The 21243-nt window shown below is 55.2% G+C and carries 23 protein-coding genes; 13 read left to right on the top strand and 10 right to left on the bottom strand.

The window, feature by feature from the left end; genetic code table 11:
* The first annotated feature begins 8 nt into the window (after positions 1–8).
* From astE to ves, 3 genes are all read left to right on the top strand, one after another.
* Complete coding sequence (gene astE / locus C3406_RS11745) at positions 9–974, top strand: succinylglutamate desuccinylase (RefSeq protein WP_103823831.1); 966 nt, start codon at positions 9–11, stop codon at positions 972–974.
* 338 nt (positions 975–1312) lie between these two features.
* Entirely contained in the window at positions 1313–1804 is a 492-nt protein-coding gene (gene spy, locus C3406_RS11740) for an ATP-independent periplasmic protein-refolding chaperone Spy (RefSeq protein WP_103823832.1), read from the top strand.
* 293 nt (positions 1805–2097) lie between these two features.
* The gene (gene ves / locus C3406_RS11735; RefSeq protein WP_103823833.1) at positions 2098–2655 is read left to right on the top strand and encodes an environmental stress-induced protein Ves; all 558 of its coding nucleotides are present in this window, start codon (positions 2098–2100) and stop codon (positions 2653–2655) included.
* Here the strand turns inward: ves and cho are convergent.
* Positions 2624–3511, bottom strand: a complete 888-nt coding sequence (cho, locus tag C3406_RS11730; protein ID WP_103823834.1) for an excinuclease Cho — start codon at positions 3509–3511, stop codon at positions 2624–2626. The two genes, ves and cho, sit on opposite strands and share 32 nt — an antisense overlap.
* A gap of 85 nt (positions 3512–3596) precedes the next feature.
* A complete protein-coding gene (gene nadE / locus C3406_RS11725) occupies positions 3597–4424 on the bottom strand; it encodes an ammonia-dependent NAD(+) synthetase (RefSeq protein ID WP_103823835.1) in 828 nt (275 codons plus the stop codon).
* A gap of 231 nt (positions 4425–4655) precedes the next feature.
* On the opposite strand from nadE, the gene osmE reads away from it, so the two are divergent.
* The 7 genes from osmE to chbG all read left to right on the top strand — a co-directional run bounded on the left by osmE (position 4656) and on the right by chbG (position 10503).
* The gene (gene osmE / locus C3406_RS11720; protein WP_103179284.1) at positions 4656–4997 is read left to right on the top strand and encodes an osmotically-inducible lipoprotein OsmE; all 342 of its coding nucleotides are present in this window, start codon (positions 4656–4658) and stop codon (positions 4995–4997) included.
* 272 nt (positions 4998–5269) lie between these two features.
* Positions 5270–5587 (top strand): PTS N,N'-diacetylchitobiose transporter subunit IIB, encoded by a 318-nt coding sequence (gene chbB, locus C3406_RS11715; protein WP_103823836.1) that lies wholly within the window; start codon positions 5270–5272, stop codon positions 5585–5587.
* 83 nt (positions 5588–5670) lie between these two features.
* On the top strand, positions 5671–7029 hold the full coding sequence (gene chbC / locus C3406_RS11710) for a PTS N,N'-diacetylchitobiose transporter subunit IIC (protein WP_103823837.1): 1359 nt from the start codon (positions 5671–5673) through the stop codon (positions 7027–7029).
* 45 nt (positions 7030–7074) lie between these two features.
* A complete protein-coding gene (gene chbA / locus C3406_RS11705) occupies positions 7075–7428 on the top strand; it encodes a PTS N,N'-diacetylchitobiose transporter subunit IIA (protein WP_103823838.1) in 354 nt (117 codons plus the stop codon).
* A 28-nt stretch (positions 7429–7456) separates the two neighbouring features.
* The gene (chbR, locus tag C3406_RS11700) at positions 7457–8275 is read left to right on the top strand and encodes a transcriptional regulator ChbR (RefSeq protein WP_103823839.1); all 819 of its coding nucleotides are present in this window, start codon (positions 7457–7459) and stop codon (positions 8273–8275) included.
* Positions 8276–8377: 102 nt separating this feature from the next.
* On the top strand, positions 8378–9733 hold the full coding sequence (locus tag C3406_RS11695; RefSeq protein ID WP_103823840.1) for a 6-phospho-beta-glucosidase: 1356 nt from the start codon (positions 8378–8380) through the stop codon (positions 9731–9733).
* A gap of 11 nt (positions 9734–9744) precedes the next feature.
* Entirely contained in the window at positions 9745–10503 is a 759-nt protein-coding gene (gene chbG / locus C3406_RS11690) for a chitin disaccharide deacetylase (protein ID WP_103823841.1), read from the top strand.
* Between the two features lie 129 nt (positions 10504–10632).
* Here the strand turns inward: chbG and katE are convergent, their stop codons facing one another.
* The gene (gene katE, locus C3406_RS11685) at positions 10633–12891 is read right to left on the bottom strand and encodes a catalase HPII (protein WP_103823842.1); all 2259 of its coding nucleotides are present in this window, start codon (positions 12889–12891) and stop codon (positions 10633–10635) included.
* Positions 12892–13086: 195 nt separating this feature from the next.
* Between katE and cedA the strand changes: the two genes are divergently transcribed.
* Positions 13087–13341 carry a cell division activator CedA gene (gene cedA / locus C3406_RS11680; protein ID WP_103823843.1) on the top strand — a complete coding sequence of 85 codons (255 nt, stop codon included), beginning with the start codon at positions 13087–13089 and terminating at the stop codon, positions 13339–13341.
* A gap of 58 nt (positions 13342–13399) precedes the next feature.
* Here cedA and C3406_RS11675 read toward each other — a convergent pair whose 3' ends face one another.
* From C3406_RS11675 to hxpB, 4 genes are all read right to left on the bottom strand, one after another.
* Positions 13400–14791 carry an L-cystine transporter gene (locus C3406_RS11675; protein WP_103823844.1) on the bottom strand — a complete coding sequence of 464 codons (1392 nt, stop codon included), beginning with the start codon at positions 14789–14791 and terminating at the stop codon, positions 13400–13402.
* Positions 14792–14920: 129 nt separating this feature from the next.
* Positions 14921–15511 (bottom strand): metal-dependent hydrolase, encoded by a 591-nt coding sequence (locus C3406_RS11670; RefSeq protein WP_103179294.1) that lies wholly within the window; start codon positions 15509–15511, stop codon positions 14921–14923.
* Positions 15512–15603: 92 nt separating this feature from the next.
* On the bottom strand, positions 15604–16365 hold the full coding sequence (kduD, locus tag C3406_RS11665) for a 2-dehydro-3-deoxy-D-gluconate 5-dehydrogenase KduD (protein ID WP_103823845.1): 762 nt from the start codon (positions 16363–16365) through the stop codon (positions 15604–15606).
* Between the two features lie 148 nt (positions 16366–16513).
* On the bottom strand, positions 16514–17182 hold the full coding sequence (gene hxpB / locus C3406_RS11660; RefSeq protein ID WP_103823846.1) for a hexitol phosphatase HxpB: 669 nt from the start codon (positions 17180–17182) through the stop codon (positions 16514–16516).
* A gap of 144 nt (positions 17183–17326) precedes the next feature.
* On the opposite strand from hxpB, the gene C3406_RS11655 reads away from it, so the two are divergent.
* The gene (locus C3406_RS11655) at positions 17327–17863 is read left to right on the top strand and encodes a YniB family protein (RefSeq protein ID WP_103179297.1); all 537 of its coding nucleotides are present in this window, start codon (positions 17327–17329) and stop codon (positions 17861–17863) included.
* Positions 17864–17902: 39 nt separating this feature from the next.
* Here C3406_RS11655 and C3406_RS11650 read toward each other — a convergent pair whose 3' ends face one another.
* The 3 genes from C3406_RS11650 to pfkB all read right to left on the bottom strand — a co-directional run bounded on the left by C3406_RS11650 (position 17903) and on the right by pfkB (position 20179).
* On the bottom strand, positions 17903–18763 hold the full coding sequence (locus C3406_RS11650) for a fructosamine kinase family protein (RefSeq protein ID WP_103823847.1): 861 nt from the start codon (positions 18761–18763) through the stop codon (positions 17903–17905).
* A 105-nt stretch (positions 18764–18868) separates the two neighbouring features.
* Positions 18869–19159, bottom strand: a complete 291-nt coding sequence (gene ghoS / locus C3406_RS11645; RefSeq protein ID WP_103823848.1) for a type V toxin-antitoxin system endoribonuclease antitoxin GhoS — start codon at positions 19157–19159, stop codon at positions 18869–18871.
* Between the two features lie 87 nt (positions 19160–19246).
* Complete coding sequence (gene pfkB, locus C3406_RS11640) at positions 19247–20179, bottom strand: 6-phosphofructokinase II (RefSeq protein ID WP_103823849.1); 933 nt, start codon at positions 20177–20179, stop codon at positions 19247–19249.
* A gap of 292 nt (positions 20180–20471) precedes the next feature.
* Here pfkB and C3406_RS11635 point away from each other — a divergent pair, with 292 nt between their 5' ends.
* Positions 20472–21230: a DUF481 domain-containing protein gene (locus C3406_RS11635; RefSeq protein WP_103823850.1), complete on the top strand. Its 759-nt coding sequence runs from the start codon at positions 20472–20474 to the stop codon at positions 21228–21230.
* Positions 21231–21243 lie beyond the last annotated feature (13 nt).

Raw genomic sequence — 21243 nt, 5'->3', positions numbered from 1 at the left:
GAGGCGTTATGGAAAACTTTCTGGCGCTGAACATGGCCAATGAAACGCCCGCCCGACGGGAGGGCAAAGGGGCTTCGTTTCACTGGCGCTGGCTGGCACGCGGCGTGCTGGAGCTGATCCCGGAGGCAGAGAGCGAGCGAGCCCTGGTGCTCTCTGCCGGGATACACGGCAACGAAACGGCGCCGGTAGAAATTGTCGACCTGCTGGTCAGGACGTTGTTTCGCGGCGAGCTGACGCTGCGCTGCCGCCTGCTGGTCATCTATGGCAATCCACCTGCGCTGAGGGCGGGCAAGCGCTACCTGACCTGCGATATCAACCGCCTGTTCAGCGGGCGCGGGGCGCAGTTTCCGGCCTGCGAGGAGACCGAACGGGCGGCGTTACTGGAGGCACGGGTAGAGGCGTTTTACCAGCAGGCGGGGTCCGATCGCTGGCATCTCGATCTGCATACCGCTATTCGCGCCTCGTATCATGAGCGCTTTGGCGTGCTGCCCCAGCGCAGTCAGCCCTGGGATGAGGCGTTTATTCAGTGGCTCGGCGATGCCGGGCTGGAAGCGCTGGTCTTTCATCAGGCCCCGGGGGGCACCTTCACCCATTTCACCTGTGAGCGCTTTGGCGCCCTGGCCTGTACGCTGGAACTGGGCAAAGCGCTGCCGTTCGGCCATAACGATCTGACCCGCTTCGCCACGACTCATCGGGCGCTGTATGCCCTGCTGAGCGGTGAGGCACCCGAGCAGCATGTTGCTCCTGTCGAACAGTACCGGGTGGTGCAACAGATCACCCGCCGCAGCGAGGCCTTTGTGCTGCATATGGCCGCGCATACCCTGAACTTTACGCCGTTCCGTCAGGGCGTTTTACTGGCGGAGGACGGGGAGGAGCGCTATGAAGTACAAAAGCCGACCGAGTATGTTCTCTTCCCCAATCCGGCGGTGGCGTTTGGCTTACGCGCCGGACTGATGCTGGAAAAAATCCCCTGATAAGTCACAGCCCCGAAAAGCGTAACGCGGCGGGGCTGTTTATTTTCTGATTCATTTCTTCCATCATGCCGTTTATTGCAGATTATTCCTGGTTGTTTGCTTTATTATTAATCTGTTTGTCGGTATACTTCTCCACAATCTCTTTAAAATCATCTGCATGCATATTTTTGTTTCATCTCTCCACGCTTTATCCTTATTTCCTCCATATTTGACGATAATTTGTTTTTTACACTTTCATTGTTTTACCGTTGCTCTGACTAATTGACGATAAACCCCGTAAAGTTAATCTCGTCAACACGGCATAGCGCCGAAGAATAACTGAAAGGAAGGACAAAATTATGCGTAAATTAACTGCACTGTTTGTTGCCTCTACCCTGGCTCTGGGCGCTACCAGCGCGGCGTTCGCCGCTGATACCGCCACCACCACCACGGCTGCACCGACCGAAGGCAAAATGATGCATCACAAAGGTAAGCCGGGCATGCATCACGACATGATGTTTAAAGACCTGAACCTGACGGATGCGCAGAAAGAGCAGATCCGCGACATCATGAAAAGCCAGCGTGACCAGATGAAGCGTCCGCCGGTAGAAGAGCGCCGCGCAATGCATGACATCATCGCCAGCGACTCCTTCGATAAAGCGAAGGCCGAAGCGCAGGTTGATAAGATGGCCGAGCAGCATAAAGCCCGCATGCTGGCGCACATGGAAACCCAGAACAAGATTTACAACATCCTTACCCCGGAACAGAAAAAGCAGTTTAATGCCAATTTTGAGAAGCGTCTGACAGAACGTTCCGCGGCGAAAGGTAAAATGACCACCTCAGCCGAATAATCGGTTCAGCTATTCAAGACCGCCGGAGTCTTGTCCACTCAAGCAGATTTGCTGTGGGCAGGTCCGGCGGTTTTTTCTTTTCCAGCCTCTTGCCAGCCGCCGCCATCCCGGTATTCTCCTGTTATCGATTTGCAGAATGTGTTTGAAATTTCTGACGTTACTTTTTTCATCGTCAGACTAAGGCCCACCCGCACATCTGCCGATACTGTTCTGCAGCGACCTAACGATAACAAACAATAAGCGACCGCCCTGGGCGGGATGCTCTGGCGCGTATTGCGCCATTTGGAGTGGTGATGGAATTCTTCGATATCCGCAAAATGCCGATCAACCTCTGGCGCAACGGCGCGGGAGAGACGCGCGAAATATGTTGTTTCCCTCCTGCAACCCGGGACTTTAACTGGCGCGCCAGTATTGCCTCCCTTGCCAGCAACGGGGATTTTTCTGTTTCCCCCGGTGTTGATCGGGTGATCACCCTGCTGGAAGGGGGAGAAGTGCATCTGGATGGTGGAAAGGCGTTTACTCACACGCTGCGACGTCATCAACCCTTCAGCTTAGCCGGAGAACTGCCGGTCAAGGCGCAGCTGCTGGAAGGGCAGATGTCGATGGACTTTAACATCATGACCCGCCGGGATTGCTGTCGGGCTAAGGTGCGGGTGGCGGACCGCACCTTCACGACATTCGCCTCACGCGGCGGCGTGGTGTTTGTGCTGAGCGGCGCCTGGCAGCTCGGCGAAAAGCTGCTGACCGCCGATCAGGGCGCGTACTGGCATGAGGGCGACCATACCCTGCGATTGCTTAAGGACGAGGGCACCCTGCTGTTCAGCGAGATTTTCTGGCTTCCAGGCCACTGAGCGGAATGATCTCATACTTGCCCGCCAGCAGCGGCTTGCAGAGGATTTTATACCCATCCTGATCAAAACCGGCGGGCGTACGCAGCAGTTCCGCCGCCTCGTCCAGGCTTTCCACCGCGCCCAGCCAGAGCCAGTTATGGATAATGTGGTAGTGGGTCATCTCCGGGCGCGACTCTTTCAGCGCCACGGCGCAGTCCCACGGCCAGCAGGTGACGCCTATCGCCTGCAACCCCTCAACCAGCCGCTGCTGATGCTCTTCCACGCTCTCTTTCCCGCAGCAGGCCCCTGCACAGCGCTTCAGGGCGGAGCGGAAACAGGCCCGCCCACGGCTTAACGACTCCAGCCCGAGTAGGCCGTAACAGAGCTGTCGCTCGTCGGCCAACGTCTGTAAGGTTTGCAGCGCCGCCCGGCGGTTGGCGAACAGGCCATACAGGTTCGGGGTATGGGAGAAATCGACTTCGCGGGCATACACAATCTGCGGTTTGCCCTCAGCGATCTGCAGCGAGCAGAGCTGGCGATTGCGGCGTAATCGTTTATTGAACAGCGGCTGCTGCTCCTTGATTAAACGCGCTTCCAGCAGCAGGGCGCCCAGCTCGCCCGCGGTTTGCGTCCAGGTGATACGCCGGGACTGGCGCAGCATAGCGGCCTCGTCCGGCGTGCGCAGATGCGACAGCACCCGGCTACGGATATTGACGCTTTTGCCGATATAAAGCGGCATGGCATCGCTTTCGCCATGAAAGAAGTAGACACCTGGCTGCTTGGGGAGTGCCTCAAGCCACGGGCGCAGATGTTCGGGATATTCATAGATTGCTGCCGCTTCGAATTCAAGCCGCGGTGCCGATTGACGCCTGCTCACAACATACTCCTGATACTGTTCAGGCATACAGTGTAGCAGCAGTGGTGTGGTTAAAAAAGAGGCGGCATAAGCCGCCTCGTCAGAATTACGCTTTCCAGAAGTCGTCGAACACCGTGATCGGCGGGCGACGTTTGTGCTCGGTCTTCAGATACCAGCCTTCGATAATGCGAGCGGTGCCTTCGTCCAGCGTCTTGCCTTCCAGATAATCATCAATATTTTCATAGGTCACGCCCAGCGCGGCTTCATCCGGCAGGGAAGGACGATCGTCTTCCAAATCTGCGGTAGGGGCTTTTTTATACAGATGCTCCGGACAGCCCAGCGCGGCCAGCAGCTGTTTGCCCTGGCGCTTGTTGAGACGGAACAGCGGATTAATGTCGGTACCGCCATCGCCATATTTGGTGAAGAAGCCGGTCAGGGCTTCTGCTGCATGGTCTGTCCCTACTACTACGCCGCTGGTCATCCCGGCGATGCTGTACTGCGCCTTCATGCGCTCGCGAGCCTTTTCGTTGCCGCGGACGAAATCGCTCAGCTCAATGCCCGCATCGCGCAGCGCTTTTTCGCTGGCCAGCACCGCTTCTTTAATATTGACGGTCAGCACGCGATCGGGCTGGATGAACGCGATGGCATCCTGACAATCCTGCTCGTCGAACTGCACACCGTAAGGCAGGCGTACCGCGATAAACTGCAGGTCGTTATTCCCCGTTTCGGCACGCAGTTCGCTGATCGCCATCTGGGCGAGCTTCCCGGCAAGCGTAGAGTCCTGACCGCCGCTGATGCCCAGCACCAGCGTTTTCAGGAACGGGAACCGGGTTAAGTAGGATTTCAAAAAATCGACGCTACGGCGAATCTCTTCTTCCGCATTGATGGTGGGTTTAGCACCCAGTGCCTGGATAATCTCTTGTTGCAGAGCCATCTAGCCCCTCCGTTACACAAATTTGCCTGATGAATGTACTGTTAAAGCTAACCCGTCATGGGGAAAACGACAAGGATCACAAATTTGAATGGAGCGAAATAGAGCGATTTAGCAGGTTATCTTTGTTTTGCAGGAATTTTCCGAAAAAACTTTGCCGTCACGCTTGAGGTTGAAAAATGTGGTTTTCTATTCCAGGCTTACTTAACACGCTGATAAACAAGAGGACGGAATATGAACAAGAACGTAGCAGGAATGTTAGGCGCAGCGGCTGTACTGACTTTACTGGCGGGCTGTACCGCTTATGACCGCACAACCGATCAGTTTAAAGAGCCTGTGGTCAAAGATGTTAAAAAAGGGATGAGCCGCGCTCAGGTAGAGCAGCTGGCTGGTAAGCCATCATCTGAAGTGACGATGATCCATGCTCGCGGTACCTGCCAGACCTATATCCTGGGTCAACGGGATGGTAAAACCGAAACCTATTTTGTTGCATTAGATGACACAGGTCACGTTATGAACTCTGGCTACCAGACCTGCGCGGAATATGACACCGATCCGCAGGCGCCTAAAGCCTGATAACACTTTCCCTGAGCAGACCCAAACCGGCCAACTGGCCGGTTTTTCTTTATTCCCCTCCCTAATCTTAATTCTTATCGCGAATTATTTGCCCGAAGTGTGAAGGCTGTCATAACTGCAGGTCAATGAGAGACAATTCTAAAACTTCCTGGATTACCACTGACATTTCCCTTGCCGTATACTCATCCCATCAGACCAGCCTGCGAGAAGGACGCCCGGTAAGGGCGCTGATGTCGCAGCTAACGCGGTGGCCATATAAGAGGGAAGTCATTATGGAAAAGAAACATATCTATCTGTTTTGCTCAGCGGGCATGTCAACATCACTGCTGGTGTCAAAGATGCGTGCGCAGGCCGAGAAGTACGAAGTCCCGGTAATCATTGAAGCCTTCCCTGAAACGCTGGCAGGCGAAAAAGGCACCAGTGCCGATGTAGTACTACTGGGGCCGCAAATTGCCTATATGCTGCCAGAAATTCAACGTCTGTTACCGAATAAACCGGTTGAAGTAATCGACTCTGCGCTGTACGGCAAAGTGGATGGTTTGGGTGTTCTTAAAGCTGCTGTAGCAGCGATTAAAAAAGCTGCTAATTAATTTATTTTTTATTTTTCCCGTCAAAGAGCAATTTCACACACACTTACGCCGCAATATTATTGCGGCATTTAAGGGCATTTTCTATGAGTAGATTTATTGCTGCGCTTGAAAAGGTACTCCTTCCTTTTGCAGTTAAAATAGGAAAGCAACCGCATGTCAACGCCATTAAAAACGGCTTTATTAAATTAATGCCGTTAACACTGGCTGGGGCCATGTTCGTTTTAATTAACAACGTTTTTCTTAGCTTCGGTGATGGTTCATTTTTCTATTCATTAGGCGTTCGTTTAGATCCCTCAACTATTGAAACGTTAAATGGTTTCAAGGCCATCGGCGGCAATGTGTACAACGGTACGCTGGGTATTATGTCGCTGATGGCACCTTTCTTTATCGGAATGGCGCTGGCAGAAGAGCGTAAAGTCGACTCGCTGGCCGCCGGTTTATTATCTGTCGCGGCCTTTATGACCGTTACCCCTTATAGCGTCGGTGAAGCCTATGCAGTAGGCGCTAACTGGCTGGGCGGGGCGAACATCATTTCCGGTATTGTGATCGGTCTGGTCGTGGCGGAAATGTTTACCTTTATTATTCGTCGCAACTGGGTGATCCGCTTACCGGACAGCGTTCCGGCATCGGTATCGCGCTCCTTCTCGGCGCTGATCCCGGGCTTCATTATTCTCTCCATCATGGGGACCATCGCCTGGGCACTCTCTCACTGGGGCACTAACTTCCACCAGATCATCATGGACACCATCTCTACACCGCTGGCATCCATGGGTGGCGTGGTAGGCTGGGCTTACGTGATTTTCACCTCCCTGCTGTGGTTCTTCGGTGTTCACGGTTCTCTGGCGCTGGCTGCGCTGGACAGCGGCATCATGACCCCATGGGCGCTGGAAAACGTAGCGCTCTACCAGCAGTACGGCTCCGTTGACGCGGCACTGGCGGCCGGTAAGACCTTCCACGTGTGGGCGAAACCGATGCTCGACTCCTACATCTTCCTGGGCGGTACCGGGGCGACACTGGGTCTGATTATCGCGGTGTTTATCACCTCCCGTCGTGCGGATTACCGTCAGGTGGCGAAGCTGGCCCTGCCATCAGGCATCTTCCAGATTAACGAGCCCATCCTGTTCGGTCTGCCAATTATCATGAACCCGGTGATGTTCATTCCGTTCATCCTGGTGCAGCCGCTGCTGGCCGCCATTACCCTGACGGCTTACTACATGGGCATTATCCCGCCGGTTACGAACATTGCACCCTGGACAATGCCAGCCGGTCTGGGCGCCTTCTTCAACACCAACGGCAGCGTAGCGGCCTTCCTGCTGGCGATATTTAACCTGGGCGTGGCAACCCTGCTCTATATGCCGTTTGTCGCCATCGCTAACAAGGCCCAGACCACCATTGATGAAGAAGAGAGCGAAGAGGATATCGCCCTCGCCCTGAAATTCTGATGTCGTATGACGCGGGGCGACCCGCGTCAGTACAGGAGAGAAAACATGTTTGATTTAGATAATGTGGTAGCAGAAGCGGAAGAGGTCGTAGAGAACGATCTTGAAGAAGTGGTGATGGGACTTATCATCAACTCCGGTCAGGCCCGCAGCCTGGCGTACGCGGCGCTGAAAAAAGCCAAGCAGGGCGATTTCGACACCGCCAAAGAGATGATGGCCCAGTCGCGCACCGCGCTCAATGAAGCGCACCTGGTGCAAACAAAACTGATCGAAAGCGATCAGGGTGAAGGTAAAATGAAGGTCAGTCTGGTGCTGGTACACGCTCAGGACCATCTGATGACCTCCATGCTGGCGCGTGAGCTGGTGGCGGAACTCATCGAACTTCACGAGAAAATGCAGTAAGTCAGACTGATAGCAGGAGGTCAGCGCCATGGAAATCACTACCGCCCGGGAACAACAGCTGTTTAATGGTAAAAATTTTCATGTGTTTATCTACAACAAGGTGGAGAGCATCAGCGGTCTGCATCAGCATGACTACTATGAGTTCACCATTGTGCTGACCGGCCGCTATTTCCAGGAGATCAACGGCAAGCGGGTTCTGCTGGAGCGTGGGGATTTTGTTTTTATCCCGATGGGTTCTCACCATCAGAGCTTTTACGATTTTGGCGCCACGCGCATTCTCAACGTCGGCATCAGTAAACGCTTCTTCGAAACCCACTATTCGCCGCTGCTGCCATTCTGCTTTGTTGCATCGCAGGTTTATCACGTTAAAAGTGAATTCCTGAACTGGATCGACACCGTTATTGCCTCGCTCAACTTCCGCGATAATGAATTCGATGAATTTATTGAAACGGTGACCTTTTATGTCGTCAACCGCCTGCGCCATTATCGCGAAGATCAGCAGGCGACCGACGATATTCCGCAATGGCTGCGCACGACCGTTGAAATGATGCATGACAAGCTGCGTTTTGGTGAAAACGCGCTGGAGAATATGGTGGCGCTGTCGGGTAAATCCCAGGAGTACCTGACCCGTGCCACCCAGCGTTATTATCAGAAAACGCCGATGCAGATTATTAATGAAATACGGATCAATTTCGCCAGAAAACAGCTGGAAATCACCAATTATTCGGTGACGGATATTGCTTACGAAACCGGTTGTAGCAGTCCGAGTCTGTTTATTAAAACCTTTAAGAAATTGACCTCATTTACACCTAACAGCTACCGGAAAAACCTCACAGTTATTAATTAACGTCCGGCGGTATTACCGCCGGGAATATCGATTAACAGACTTGCCCAATATAAGTGGGACGGGATCGCTATACTTAAAAAGCGGATCTCCAGGGAGAATATTATGCAAAAGAAACTTAAAGTCGTAACCATTGGTGGCGGAAGCAGCTACACCCCGGAATTACTGGAAGGCTTCCTTAAGCGTTATCATGAACTGCCGGTCAGCGAATTGTGGCTGGTTGACGTGGCCGAGGGCCAGGAGAAGCTCGATATTATTTTCGACCTGTGCCAGCGCATGGTGAAAAAAGCGGGCGTGCCGATGACCGTGCATAAAACCCTCGACCGTCGTCAGGCGCTGAAAGATGCTGATTTCGTGACGACGCAGCTGCGTGTCGGCCAGCTGAAAGCGCGCGAGCTGGATGAGCGTATCCCACTGAGCTACGGCTATCTGGGGCAGGAGACCAACGGTGCAGGCGGGCTGTTCAAAGGGCTGCGCACCATTCCGGTGGTGTTCGACATCATTAAAGATGTACAGGAGATCTGTCCTCAGGCGTGGGTGATTAACTTCACCAACCCGGCCGGAATGGTCACCGAAGCGGTTTATCGCCATACCGGGTTCAAACGCTTCATTGGGGTCTGCAATATCCCTATCGGCATGAAGATGTTTATTCGCGATGTGCTGGCGCTGACCGACAACGACGACCTCTCTATCGACCTGTTTGGCCTGAACCACATGGTCTTTATCAAAGATGTCCTGGTCAACGGCAAATCACGCTTCCCGGAGCTGCTGGATGGCGTTGCCAGCGGCACCCTGAAAGCAAGTTCAGTGAAGAACATCTTTGACCTGCCGTTTAGCGAAGGGCTGATCCGCTCCCTGAATCTGCTGCCATGCTCCTATCTGCTCTACTACTTCAAGCTGAAAGAGATGCTGGCGATCGAGATGGGCGAATACTACAAAGGCGGCGCCCGCGCGCAGGTGGTGCAGAAGGTGGAAAAACAGCTGTTCGAGCTCTATAAGAACCCGGATCTGAACGTGAAGCCGAAAGAGCTGGAGCAGCGCGGCGGGGCTTACTACTCCGATGCAGCCTGCGAAGTGATCAACGCCATCTACAACGACAAGCAGGCGGAGCACTACGTTAATGTGCCGCACCACGGCCACATTGATAACATCCCGGCTGACTGGGCGGTGGAGATGACCTGCATCCTGGGCCGCGACGGGGCGAAGCCGCATCCGCGCCTGACCCATTTCGATGACAAAGTGATGGGGCTTATCCACACCATCAAAGGCTTTGAAGTGGCGGCAAGCCAGGCGGCGATCAGCGGCGAGCTGAACGACGTGCTGCTGGCGCTGAACCTGAGCCCGCTGGTGCACTCCGATCGCGATGCCGAGAAGCTGGCGCGGGATCTGATTCTGGCCCATGAAAAATGGCTGCCGAATTTCGCCGCCACGATCGATAAACTGAAAAGCGAGCAGCACTAAGAGGGATCGCTATGGAATATCTGCTGATCGTCAATGCCGATGATTTTGGCCTCTCAAAAGGGCAGAACTACGGCATCGTGGAAGCCTGTCGGCACGGCGTGGTGACCTCTACCACCGCCATGGTCAACGGCGAAGCCATTGAGCACGCCGCGGCGCTCAGTCGGGATCTGCCCGATCTGGGCGTGGGGATGCACTTTGTTTTGACCCTTGGTATGCCGCTGACCGCCATGCCAGGGCTGACCCGGGACGGGCTGTTGGGTAAATGGATCTGGGAGATGGCAGAGCAGGGGAGGTTACCCCTGGAGGAGATCGCCCGTGAGCTGGACTGTCAGTTCAATCGCTTTGTCGATCTCTTCGGGCGCGAACCGACCCATATCGACAGCCATCATCACGTCCATATGATCCCGGCCATCTTCCCGCTGGTGGCCGAGTTTGCCCGCCGCAAAGGGGTGGCGCTGCGTGTGGATCGTCAGGTCGACATGCCCGGCGAAACGGGGGGCGATCTGCCGCCCACGACGGACGGTTTCAGTAGCGCATTTTATGGCGATGAAATCAGTGAAGCGCTGTTTTTAAGCGTACTGGACAGGTCCCTACAGCAGGGAGAGCGGTCGCTGGAGGTGATGGCGCATCCGGCCTTTATCGACAATACGATCCGTAAAAGCGCTTACTGCTGGCCACGGCTGGCGGAGATGGAGGTGCTGACCTCGACGTCGTTGAAGTATGCGATTGCCGAGCGCGGGTATCGTCTGGGAACGTTCAGGGATTTGTGAGGAATTGCCGGGTGGCGGCTTCGCCTTACCCGGCCTACAAATTCAATGGAACCTTACGCCGGGTTTTATCCGGTTAGCAAATTACACGGAACCGTAGGCCGGGTAAGCGCAAGCGCCACCCGGCTTTTTTTATGCAGGTATTTGGTCAATCTTACTGCTGCGCGACCATACCCGGTGCGCCGCCATCAGCAACGTCAGCTCATCCATAAATGCACCCGCAGCCGTGTCGCCTTCGACGATTCCTTCTTCGCCCTGATCTGCCACCTTCAGCAGCGGCTTAAACTGACGGGCATCGCCAGCCAGCGCAATCGGCTTGAGATGCTTGTACGCTTCCAGCAGATAGTAAGCGGCGTCGCCGTTATTCAGCAGGCTCTGAATATCGCCGCACGGCACGACGACCGCATCGACGGTCAACGACGGTGAACCGGCGAAGGTGGCCGCCACTGGCAGCACCGAGCCATCATCAGCGGTGACTTCACCCATACGCGAATAGAGCAGTTTGGCATGGACGCCTTTGGCCTTCAGCGCCCGCAGCACCGCCAGCACATCGCTCGCCCGCGGGGTATCGTTCAGCAATACCGCCACCACGCGACCTTTAATATCGCCGCCAGGAACGGCATACAGGCTGAGGGAGGGATCCTTTTTCACGCCGTTAACATCCTGCGGCGGAACCATATTACGCTGCTCGTCGGTAAGGGTGATGCCCAGGTTGTCCGCCACGCCCTGTGCGAGAGTAATATCGATATGAGCCAGCTGATCGACCACCCGCTCGCGGATGTAGGCGCGCACCACTTTGCTCAACTCAAAGCTGAAGGCACCAATGATATGCTCCTGCTCAACGGGCGTCTGGCTCTGCCAGAACAGCCGTGGATGGGCATAGTATTCGGCGAAAGAGGGACTGCGCTCGCGGATCTTCGATCCCTCTACGCGCTCCTGATAGGACTCGAACCCGCCCCGTTTTGGCCCCGGCGGCGTTTCGCGCGGCCAGTTGTCATTGATCGAGTTTGGCTCGTAGTTCGCCGGGTTGGTGTCGATCTCCATGCGATGCATCCCGTCCCGCTGGAAATTATGGTACGGGCAGGTGGGTCGGTTGATCGGGATCTCATGGAAGTTAGGCCCGCCCAGGCGACTGATTTGCGTATCGGTATAGGAGAACAGACGCCCCTGCAGTAGCGGGTCGTTGGTAAAGTCCATCCCGGGAACGATGTGCCCTGGGTGGAACGCGGCCTGCTCGTTTTCAGCAAAGAAGTTGTCCGGGTTACGGTTGAGCACCATTTTGCCCACCAGCTGAACCGGCACCAGCTCTTCCGGGATCAGCTTGGTCGGATCGAGGATATCAAAATCAAATTTGAACTCGTCCTCTTCCGGGATCAACTGGAAACCGAGCTCAAATTCCGGGAAATCGCCTGCTTCAATGGATTCCCACAGGTCGCGGCGATGGAAGTCCGGGTCGCGTCCGGTAAGTTTTTGCGCCTCATCCCATACCAGCGAGGCTTTACCGGCTACCGGTTTCCAGTGGAAGCGTACAAAGGTGGCTTTGCCTTCGGCATTAATCAGCCGGAAGGTATGAATGCCAAAGCCCTCCATGGTGCGGTAGCTGCGCGGAATGCCGCGGTCGGACATTGCCCACATCACGTTATGCAGGGTTTCCGGCTGCAGCGATACGTAATCCCAGAAGGTATCGTGTGCGCTCTGGCCCTGGGGAATAGCCCAGTGAGGTTCCGGTTTTACGGCGTGAACAAAATCGGGGAACTTGTGTGCGTCCTGAATAAAGAAGATCGGTGTGTTGTTGCCCACCAGATCAAAAACACCCTCGTCGGTGTAAAACTTGGTGGCGAAACCGCGAATATCGCGCACCGTATCAGCGGAACCCGCGCCGCCCTGTACCGTGGAAAAGCGCACAAAGACCGGTGTGATTTTATCCGGATCCGACAGGAAATCGGCTTTAGTAATCTCTTTCAGGCTTTTGTAAGGCTGGAAATAGCCGTGAGCGGCGGAGCCGCGCGCGTGTACGATGCGCTCCGGGATACGTTCATGGTCAAAGTGGGTGATCTTCTCCCGCAGGATAAAGTCTTCCAGCAGGGTGGGACCGCGGGTACCGGCACGAAGGGAGTTCTGATCGTCACTGATACGCACGCCCTGGTTGGTGGTCAAAGGGAAGTTTTCACCCCCTTTGCGAACCCCCTCCAGGGCATTCAGTTTCTGGTTGCCGGTATCTGGCGCCTTCATGCTGCCGGGGGCCGTAGGCTCCTGACCTGGCGGAGTAGGGACTGGACTGGCGCGGTGAGAACCGTCCGCCGGGGCCAGCGAGTCCATTCCGGGTTTCGCTTCGCTGGCATCGTGAAGCGGGGATTGTTCAGGTTTATGGGTCTTATCATTTTGCGACATTGCACTCGTCTCCTTTTCATTGCTGAAATGCGGCCGTTTTTGCGTCAAAACTCAATAACTATAGAACATTACGGGTTATAGACCGGGTGAAAGGCCGAACTAAGGCCAGTGCTTATGCTTGATAAAACACGTGAGGCGCGACGCAGGAGGGGCAATCGGCTATGATAAGAATTTGCTGATTTTTATGTTTGTTTAGTGAAACTGCCGCTTATGAAACCTCTTCGCCAACAAAATCGCCCTGTGATCAGTTACCAGCCTCGCGTTGAACCTGCGCCGCCAGAACATGCCACCAAAATGGATGGCTTTCGTGACGTCTGGCTGTTACGCGGCAAATATGTGGCCTTTGTCCTGATCGGGGAGCGTTTTCGTCGTTCTCCTGCTTTTACCGTACCGGAATCAGCTCAGCGCTGGGCGCTGCAGGTCCGTCAGGATGAAGAGGTTGAGGATTAACAGAGATAAAAAAACCGCCGTCATTACTGAAGGCGGTTTTTTTTAACTCAGAAGGCGATTAACGGTGCGCGAGCTCCGCATCGTCTTCACTTGCCAGGATGGTTTTGTCGGTCTGCTTCAGCCACTGGCTGGTCAGCGTCCCGGCGGTCATGGAGCCGCTGACGTTCAGTGCGGTACGACCCATGTCGATCAACGGTTCAACGGAGATCAGCAGGGCCACCAGCGTTACCGGCAGACCCAGCGCAGGCAGAACAATCAGTGCCGCGAAGGTTGCACCGCCGCCCACACCGGCCACACCGGCAGAGCTCACGGTGACAATCCCCACCAGGGTCGCAATCCATACCGGATCCAGCGGGTTAATCCCAACCGTTGGGGCAACCATCACCGCCAGCATGGCAGGGTAGAGACCTGCACAACCGTTCTGGCCAATCGTCGCGCCGAAGGAGGCGGAGAAGCTGGCAATAGATTCTGGCACGCCCAGACGACGGGTCTGCGCTTCCACGTTCAGTGGAATGGAGGCGGCGCTGGAGCGGCTGGTAAAGGCGAAGGTCAGTACCGGCCACACTTTGCGGAAATATTTCAGCGGGCTGACGCCGTTTACGCTGAGCAGAATGGCGTGAACCACAAACATAATGCCCAGACCGAGATACGAGGCCACCACGAAGCTACCCAGCTTGATGATGTCCTGCAGGTTCGAGCCCGCAACCACTTTGGTCATCAGCGCCAGAACGCCATACGGGGTCAGCTGCATCACCAGACGCACCAGCTTCATCACCCAGCTCTGCAGGGTATCGATGGCGGTCAGTACGCGCTGGCCTTTCGGCGCATCATCTTTCAGCAGCTTCAGGGCTGCCACGCCCAGGAAGGCGGCGAAAATCACCACGCTGATGATCGACGTCGGGTTGGCACCGGTCAGATCGGCAAACGGGTTTTTCGGGATAAAGGAGAGCAGCATCTGCGGAACGGTGAGATCCGCTACTTTACCCGCATAGTTGGTCTCGATGGCGGTCAGGCGCGCGGTCTCCGCGGTGCCCTGCACCAGGCCTTCTGCCGTCAGGCCAAACAGGTTGGTGACCAGCACGCCGACCAGCGCCGCGATAAGCGTAGTAAACAGCAGCGTACCGATGGTCAGAAAGCTGATTTTCCCCAGCTGGGAGGCGTTATGCAGACGGGCAACCGCGCTCAGAATAGAGGCGAAGACCAGCGGCATGACGATCATCTGCAGCAGCTGGACGTAGCCGTTGCCGACAACGTTAAACCACTGAATAGACTCTTTCAGCACCGGATGGCTGGAACCGTAAATGGCCTGCAGCGCCAGGCCAAAGACCACGCCCATGACCAGACCGACCAGCACTTTTTTAGCCAGGCTCCACTGTTTATGACGCGCCTGCGCCAGCAACAGCAGTAGGCCGACGAACACCACAATGTTCGCGATTAATGGAAAATTCATCCCCGTTCTCCTGATTTAATATCAGATCGGTATCAGTCCGACCTTATTGGCGCAAGGTTAGCAGAAGTGTGATCCAGTCGCTTATATCCAAATGGAATGGGTTATGCCAAAACGGTTAAGTTTGTCCAGTTACTGCTCACTTTGCAGATGAATAAAGCGGTTGAACTGAAATTGCAGCGAATTGATCATGTGCGAAGACCAGCGCACGGCGCCGTTTTCAGGCAGCGTCTGAGGCATCCAGACGGCCCAGGCAAACAGGGCCATGCACAGCGCACGCTCCAGCTGGTTACCTTTTTGCGGTCGGAGGATAGGCAAACGAAAACGCCAGCGGCAGGGCCAGAGGAGGGGAACTCCTGCCGGGGTGAGCATGTCGGCCAGGATATGGCTCAGGTAACCCAGCACCATTCCCTGAATGGCGTCTGCGGGAATGAGCCAGCTGTCGGGTACTTTTAAATAGAAGAGGGTCAGGGCGGCGAACACTGCCAGCAGGCTGTGGGTAAACCCACGATGGCCGCAGGCGCGGGCAATGGGTTTGGAGATCCACTTCAGCCGCTGCCCGAGCAGCGACTTAGGATGATCGATATCCGGTAACAGGCAGGTCAAAACCGCCGATGGCACAATATGCCACCAGTCACCCTGCGCCAGCACTGGTGTAAGCTCAGCGTTCTTGGCAAACACTGCGCAGGCGAGAGAAAAAAGCAGATGACCTTCCGCCGTCATGATAAAACCCACTAAACTGTCGATGCATCCAGTATAGGGATTTTATACAGTATACGGAAGTAGTGACGGTGTAACTCTTTGTCACAAAGCTGTTAACGCGCCAGCCAGCCACCATCGACGGCAAGGGTATAACCGTTCACATAGTCCGAGGCGGAAGAGGCCAGAAACACCGCCGGCCCCTGGAGATCGTCTGGCTTGCCCCAGCGACCTGCCGGAATACGGTCGAGGATCTCTTTGCTGCGCTGTTCGTCGTCGCGTAGCTGCTGGGTGTTGTTGGTCGCCATGTACCCCGGGGCGATGGCGTTTACGTTAATACCATGTTGCGCCCACTCGTTGGCAAGCAGCCGGGTGAGCCCCAGCACGCCGCTTTTTGACGCGGTATAAGAGGGAACGCGGATCCCCCCCTGGAAGGAGAGCATGGAAGCGATATTAATAATTTTGCCCCCTTGCCCCTGCGCAATAAACTGGCGGGCCACGGCTTGAGAGAGGAAAAAGACCGACTTCAGGTTGAGGTTCATCACTTCATCCCAGTCTTTCTCACTGAAGGTCAACGCATCTTCCCGGCGGATGGTCCCGGCGTTATTCACCAGGATATCGACCCGCCCCATGCCGGTCACCGCCTGTTCAACAAGACTTTCAATAGCATCCTGCTTGCTGAGGTCGGCCTGAATAGCCAGAAACCGGCGCCCCAGCGCCTTCACGCCTGCAGCGGTCTCTTCAGGAACGCGGCGATTGACGCTGACAATATCGCACCCAGCCTGGGCCAGACCCAGCGCCATGCCCTGGCCGAGGCCGGTATCACAGCCGGTAACGATGGCAACTTTTCCTGAAAGATTAAAGGCATCCAGTATCATACAGACCTCAGTGTGTAGGGGGGTATAGTTGTTCTGAGGTAAGCATAGAATCAGTTATCAGGAAGATCAAATTAAAATGAAATGGTGTTTCAAAAATTTTTAAGGCGGTCATGTTTGCGGGCAACAGGGTGCTGCCCGCCAGTGACGATTACCCGCGTAGATGCGCCACGGTGAGCGCCTGCAGGGAGGTCAGTTTGACATCGGCCAGCGCGTAGCGTGCGTCGTGCTGGTTCTCTTCCGCAGGCACGACAATAGAGCGCATCCGGGCCGCTTTACTGGCAATCATGCCATTCACGGAGTCTTCCAGCGCTACGCAGGCGGTTGGGTCGACGCCCAGCTTCGCGGCGCAATCCATATAGACCTGCGGATGCGGCTTGCTGTACGGGAGCTTTTCTGCCGAGGCCAGCGCGTCGAAGCTGTCGCGCAGATCGAACATGATCAGCACCTTCTCGAGCATATGCAGCGGCGAGGCGGATGCCAGACCGACCTTCAGCCCCTGCTCTTTACAGAGTAATACGGCCTCACGCGCGCCTTTGAGTAAGGGACGGGTCTCTTCCACCAGCGTAATGGCGCGGTTAATAATGCGATCGGTCACTTCATCCCGGCCCGGACCTACCCAGGGCTGGTGGGCGTACCAGAGTTCAACCACCATATCGATGCGCAGGCCGAGGGTATCCGGCAGTTCGTGGCGGCGGCTGATATCCACACCCAGACTCGCCATCACATCCAGTTCAGCCCGATCCCACAGCGGCTCAGAATCAATCAGTAATCCATCCATATCAAAAATGGCAGCAACAATTTGACGTGGCGTCGACATGCAACCTCTCCTTTCGTTGGTTTTAGCAGCGGTAAGCGCTACCTCACCCTGGCAATTTAGCATATCGCCAGTAAAGAGCGGGCGAAAATGAGATCCAGCAGGTAGACTTAGCCTCAAAGGATGTAATTCGATTATGAGGAAACAATGACATATCAACAAGCTGGACGCGTCGCGATACTGAAACAGATCGCCGGATGGGTGATTTTTATCCCGTCAGTTATCTCGACCATTATTTCTGTTCTGAAATTTATCTATGACCACAGCGAGAAGCAGGCCGGAATCAACGCCGTGATGCTTGATTTTGCCCATGTCATGATTGAGATGATGCGGTTCAATACCCCATTCCTGAACTTTTTCTGGTACAACTCGCCGACGCCCGATTTTCGGCAGGGGATGAACATCGCATTCTGGATTATTTTTGCCCTGATCTTTATTGCTCTCGCGTTGCAGGCTTCGGGAGCGCGGATGCGCCGCCAGACGCGCATGATCCGCGAAGGGTTGGAGGCGCAGCTGATTCTGGAGAAAGCGAGAGGGGAGGAAGGATTAACCCGTGAGCAGATCGAATCACGTATTGTGGTGCCGAATAACACTATTTTCCTGCAAATATTCACGCTCTACGTGCTGCCCGTGCTGATGATCGTCGCCGGCTACTTCCTGTTTTCGCTGCTCGGCCTGATCTAAGCGTTCGCTGCCGGGCGCTGAAGCCCGGCAGCCTGCGCGTTATGCCGCCAGTACCCGCTCCAGCGCTCGCTGCGCATTCACCATATGCTCCCCACCAAACAGAATGGCGCGGTTCATCAGCGTATAGAGCTGATACACCGGCTGCCTTTCCAGAAAATCTGCCGGCAGTGGGGATATCGACTGATAGCCATCATAAATTTGTGGCGGCTGCTCAGGATGCAGCGGCAGCATGGCGAGATCGCACTCTCTGTCCCCCCAGTAGCAGGCCGGATCAAAGATATAGGGGCCATTCGGACCCAGCGCGCAGTTGTCCGACCATAAATCGCCATGCAGCAGCGAAGGCTGCGGCTGGTGTGAGGCCAGGCGCTGCTGAATATGATCGACAATTGCGTCAATATTGCCGAACTCCAGCCCTTTTTCCGCCGCCAGTTCGAGCTGCCAGCCGATGCGCTGTTCGGCAAAGAAGGTTGACCAGCGTCGCTGCCAGGCGTTGGGTTGTGGGGTGGTAGAGAGATCGTTGTCAAAATCGAGGCCAAACTGCGGCTGCTCGCTCCACTGATGCAGGCGGGCGATCTGCTGCCCCAGAATAAAGGCATTGTGCGCGTCGAGCGGACGGGGAGGGAGATAGTCCATCACCAGAAAACTGTAGTCGCGATCGCTGCCTACGGCCCGGACTGTCGGGACAGATACGGTTTTGCTGCGGGAGAGCAGTTCCAGCTGATCGGCTTCTGCCGTGAATATCGGTAACAGTTCACGTTCGTCGCATTTCACGAAGAGATCGAGGCCCGCATAGCGCAGATGCCACGCGGCGTGGATTTCGCCCCCTGGCAGCTCATTACGCAGTTCAATTTCACCTTCGCCCAGCTGTTCACTTAAAAGATGACTGATAGCCTGCCACATGATCGCTCTCCCATGTTGTCTGCCAGATCATAAAGTTAGCGTGAAACTATGGTAAAAAAATACGAGCTAACGCACAGTTGGGCCGTTTGGTTGGCCCTGGGGCATTTATTGTTGCTCTTTATGCCAGTTTTCCCAGCGCGTGACTTCAACCTGCGGCTCTTTCCCGGTTGCGCTCTCAACCAGCCCCGACGCCAGCGCCTTCACCTCTTCTTCACTCAGCGGGGTAACCAGACCATAAGTATGGGTGCCCAGCTCATGCAGCGTGCCCTCATCGTCAGTCATGGTCAGTAAAAAACCTCCGCGGGTGAGGTTGTTGTTCATTTCGTTGAGCTCGGTCAGCGTATCTTCATGCACTTGAATGGTTACCACGTAGCGCGCGATCTCTCCACTGCTCATCATTCACCTCGTTGTTATCCCGAAATTTTTTAGCATAGTCGATTCATGCTATTTGTCGCCCTCGCCGGATAACCGGGAGGGCCGCCATTACGCATTTGCCAGATAGTTGAATATCTTCTGCGTATCTTCCAGCGAGCAGAGTCGGGTGCCGTGATTAATGGTTGCCGCGCTGCCTGCGGCCACGCCGTACTGGGTCATCTCCCGTAAGGATGCGCCTTGCGCCAGTTTCAGGGTCATGGCACCGACCATGCTGTCACCTGCGCCGACGGTGCTCTGGCTTTTCATCGGTGGCGGTACCACTTGTACCGAGCCGGTTTCATCAACGGCCAGCGCCCCCTGGGGACCCAGGGAGACGACGACCCGCCGCGCTTTGCCGCTTTTCACCAACTCCTCAGCGGCCTTACGTACATCGTCTGGCTGGCTGAGGTCACGATTGACCAGCGCGCTCAGCTCTTTCTGGTTGGGTTTCACCAGCTCAATATTGCCAAGGGTCAGCGCGGCGCTGAGCGCCTCCCCGGAGCTGTCGACAATGCAGCGAATGCCGTTCTGCTGGGCAGCGTGGATCAGCTGCGTCAGTTTTTCAGTTTTCACGCCGGGTGGCAGACTACCGCTGATAACGAGCAATGCGCCGCTCTCGATGGCCAGCACTTTCTCTTCCAGCTGGCGGAACTCATCTTCGCTTAGCGTCGCCCCAGGCATCACAAAGCGGTATTGCTCGTTAGAGGATTCAACGTGAACGTGCAGGTTTTGCCGGGTCCAGTCCTTGGCCTCAACCGTATCGACGGCGACCTGCTCGTCGGCGAGGAGAGAGACGAGATGTTCACCCGTTGCACCGCCCGCGGGAAAGATGGCTGTGGCTTTTCCGCCAAGGCGCGTAATCGCCCGGGCGACGTTAATGCCACCGCCGCCGGGCTCGAAGACCGGCACGCTGCAGCGGAGTTTACCTTCAGGATAGATTTGTGCCGTCAGGGTAGCGCTGTCCAGGGAAGGGGAGAGCGTCAACGTAAAAATACGATCCATGCTTATCTCCTGTAAGTGAGGTTTGCATTAAGCCTGGCACCGAACCCACAGAAGGGAAAGTAATAACAATATGATTTTTAATATAAATATCTTTACGTAACGTGACTGTTTTTTATAAATATTAGAGGGCTTTGAGATCGTTCTTATTCTAAAAATGAAACAAGAAATCATTGCTATGTTATTTGAGCCTTTTTATAATTTGTTACCTTTCCAAGGATCCCATGGCATTGATCCGCAAGAAAGTTTCCGGGACCGTAATGGTCTCTTTTTTTGTTGTACGGACTCTTTATAAATGAAGCTCTTAAAGACAGTACCCGCTGCGATGATGTTAGCGGGAGGCCTGCTTGCGTCAATGAATGCAGCAGCCGATGATTCCGTTTTTACTGTCATGGATGATCCCTCCACTGCACAGAAACCCTTCGAAGGCAACCTTAACGCAGGTTATCTGGCGCAATCGGGCAATACGAAAAGCTCTTCCCTGACTGCAGACACCACCCTGACCTGGTACGGCAACACGACCGCCTGGTCGCTGTGGGGTAATGCAAGCAATACCTCCTCTAACGATGAGCGTTCTTCCGAGAAATATGCGGTCGGTGGGCGTAGCCGTTACAACATGACCGACTATGATTATCTGTTTGGCCAGGCGAGCTGGTTAACCGATCGCTATAACGGCTATCGTGAGCGTGATGTCGCCACCGCCGGTTACGGTCGGCAGTTCCTGAACGGTCCGGTACATAGCTTCCGCTTTGAATTTGGTCCGGGCGTACGCTATGACGAATACACCGACGGCGACACGGAAACCCAGCCGCTGGGCTACGCGTCCGGAACCTATGCATGGCAGATGACCGAAAACGCGAAATTCAGCCAGGGCGTTTCTGTCTTTGGCGCTGACGACACCACCGTCAACTCCGAAACCGCGCTTAACGTGGCAATCAACGCCCATTTCGGGCTGAAAGTTGCATACAATGTGACCTGGAACTCTGAGCCGCCAGCGTCTGCGCCGGAACATACCGATCGTAGAACCATCGTCTCTCTGGGCTACAAAATGTAATTATCGCGGGCCA

The sequence above is a fragment of the Leclercia sp. LSNIH8 genome, assembly GCF_002920195.1.
Lineage (GTDB): Bacteria > Pseudomonadota > Gammaproteobacteria > Enterobacterales > Enterobacteriaceae > Enterobacter.
This window is presented reverse-complemented; position numbering and strand designations above follow the sequence as displayed.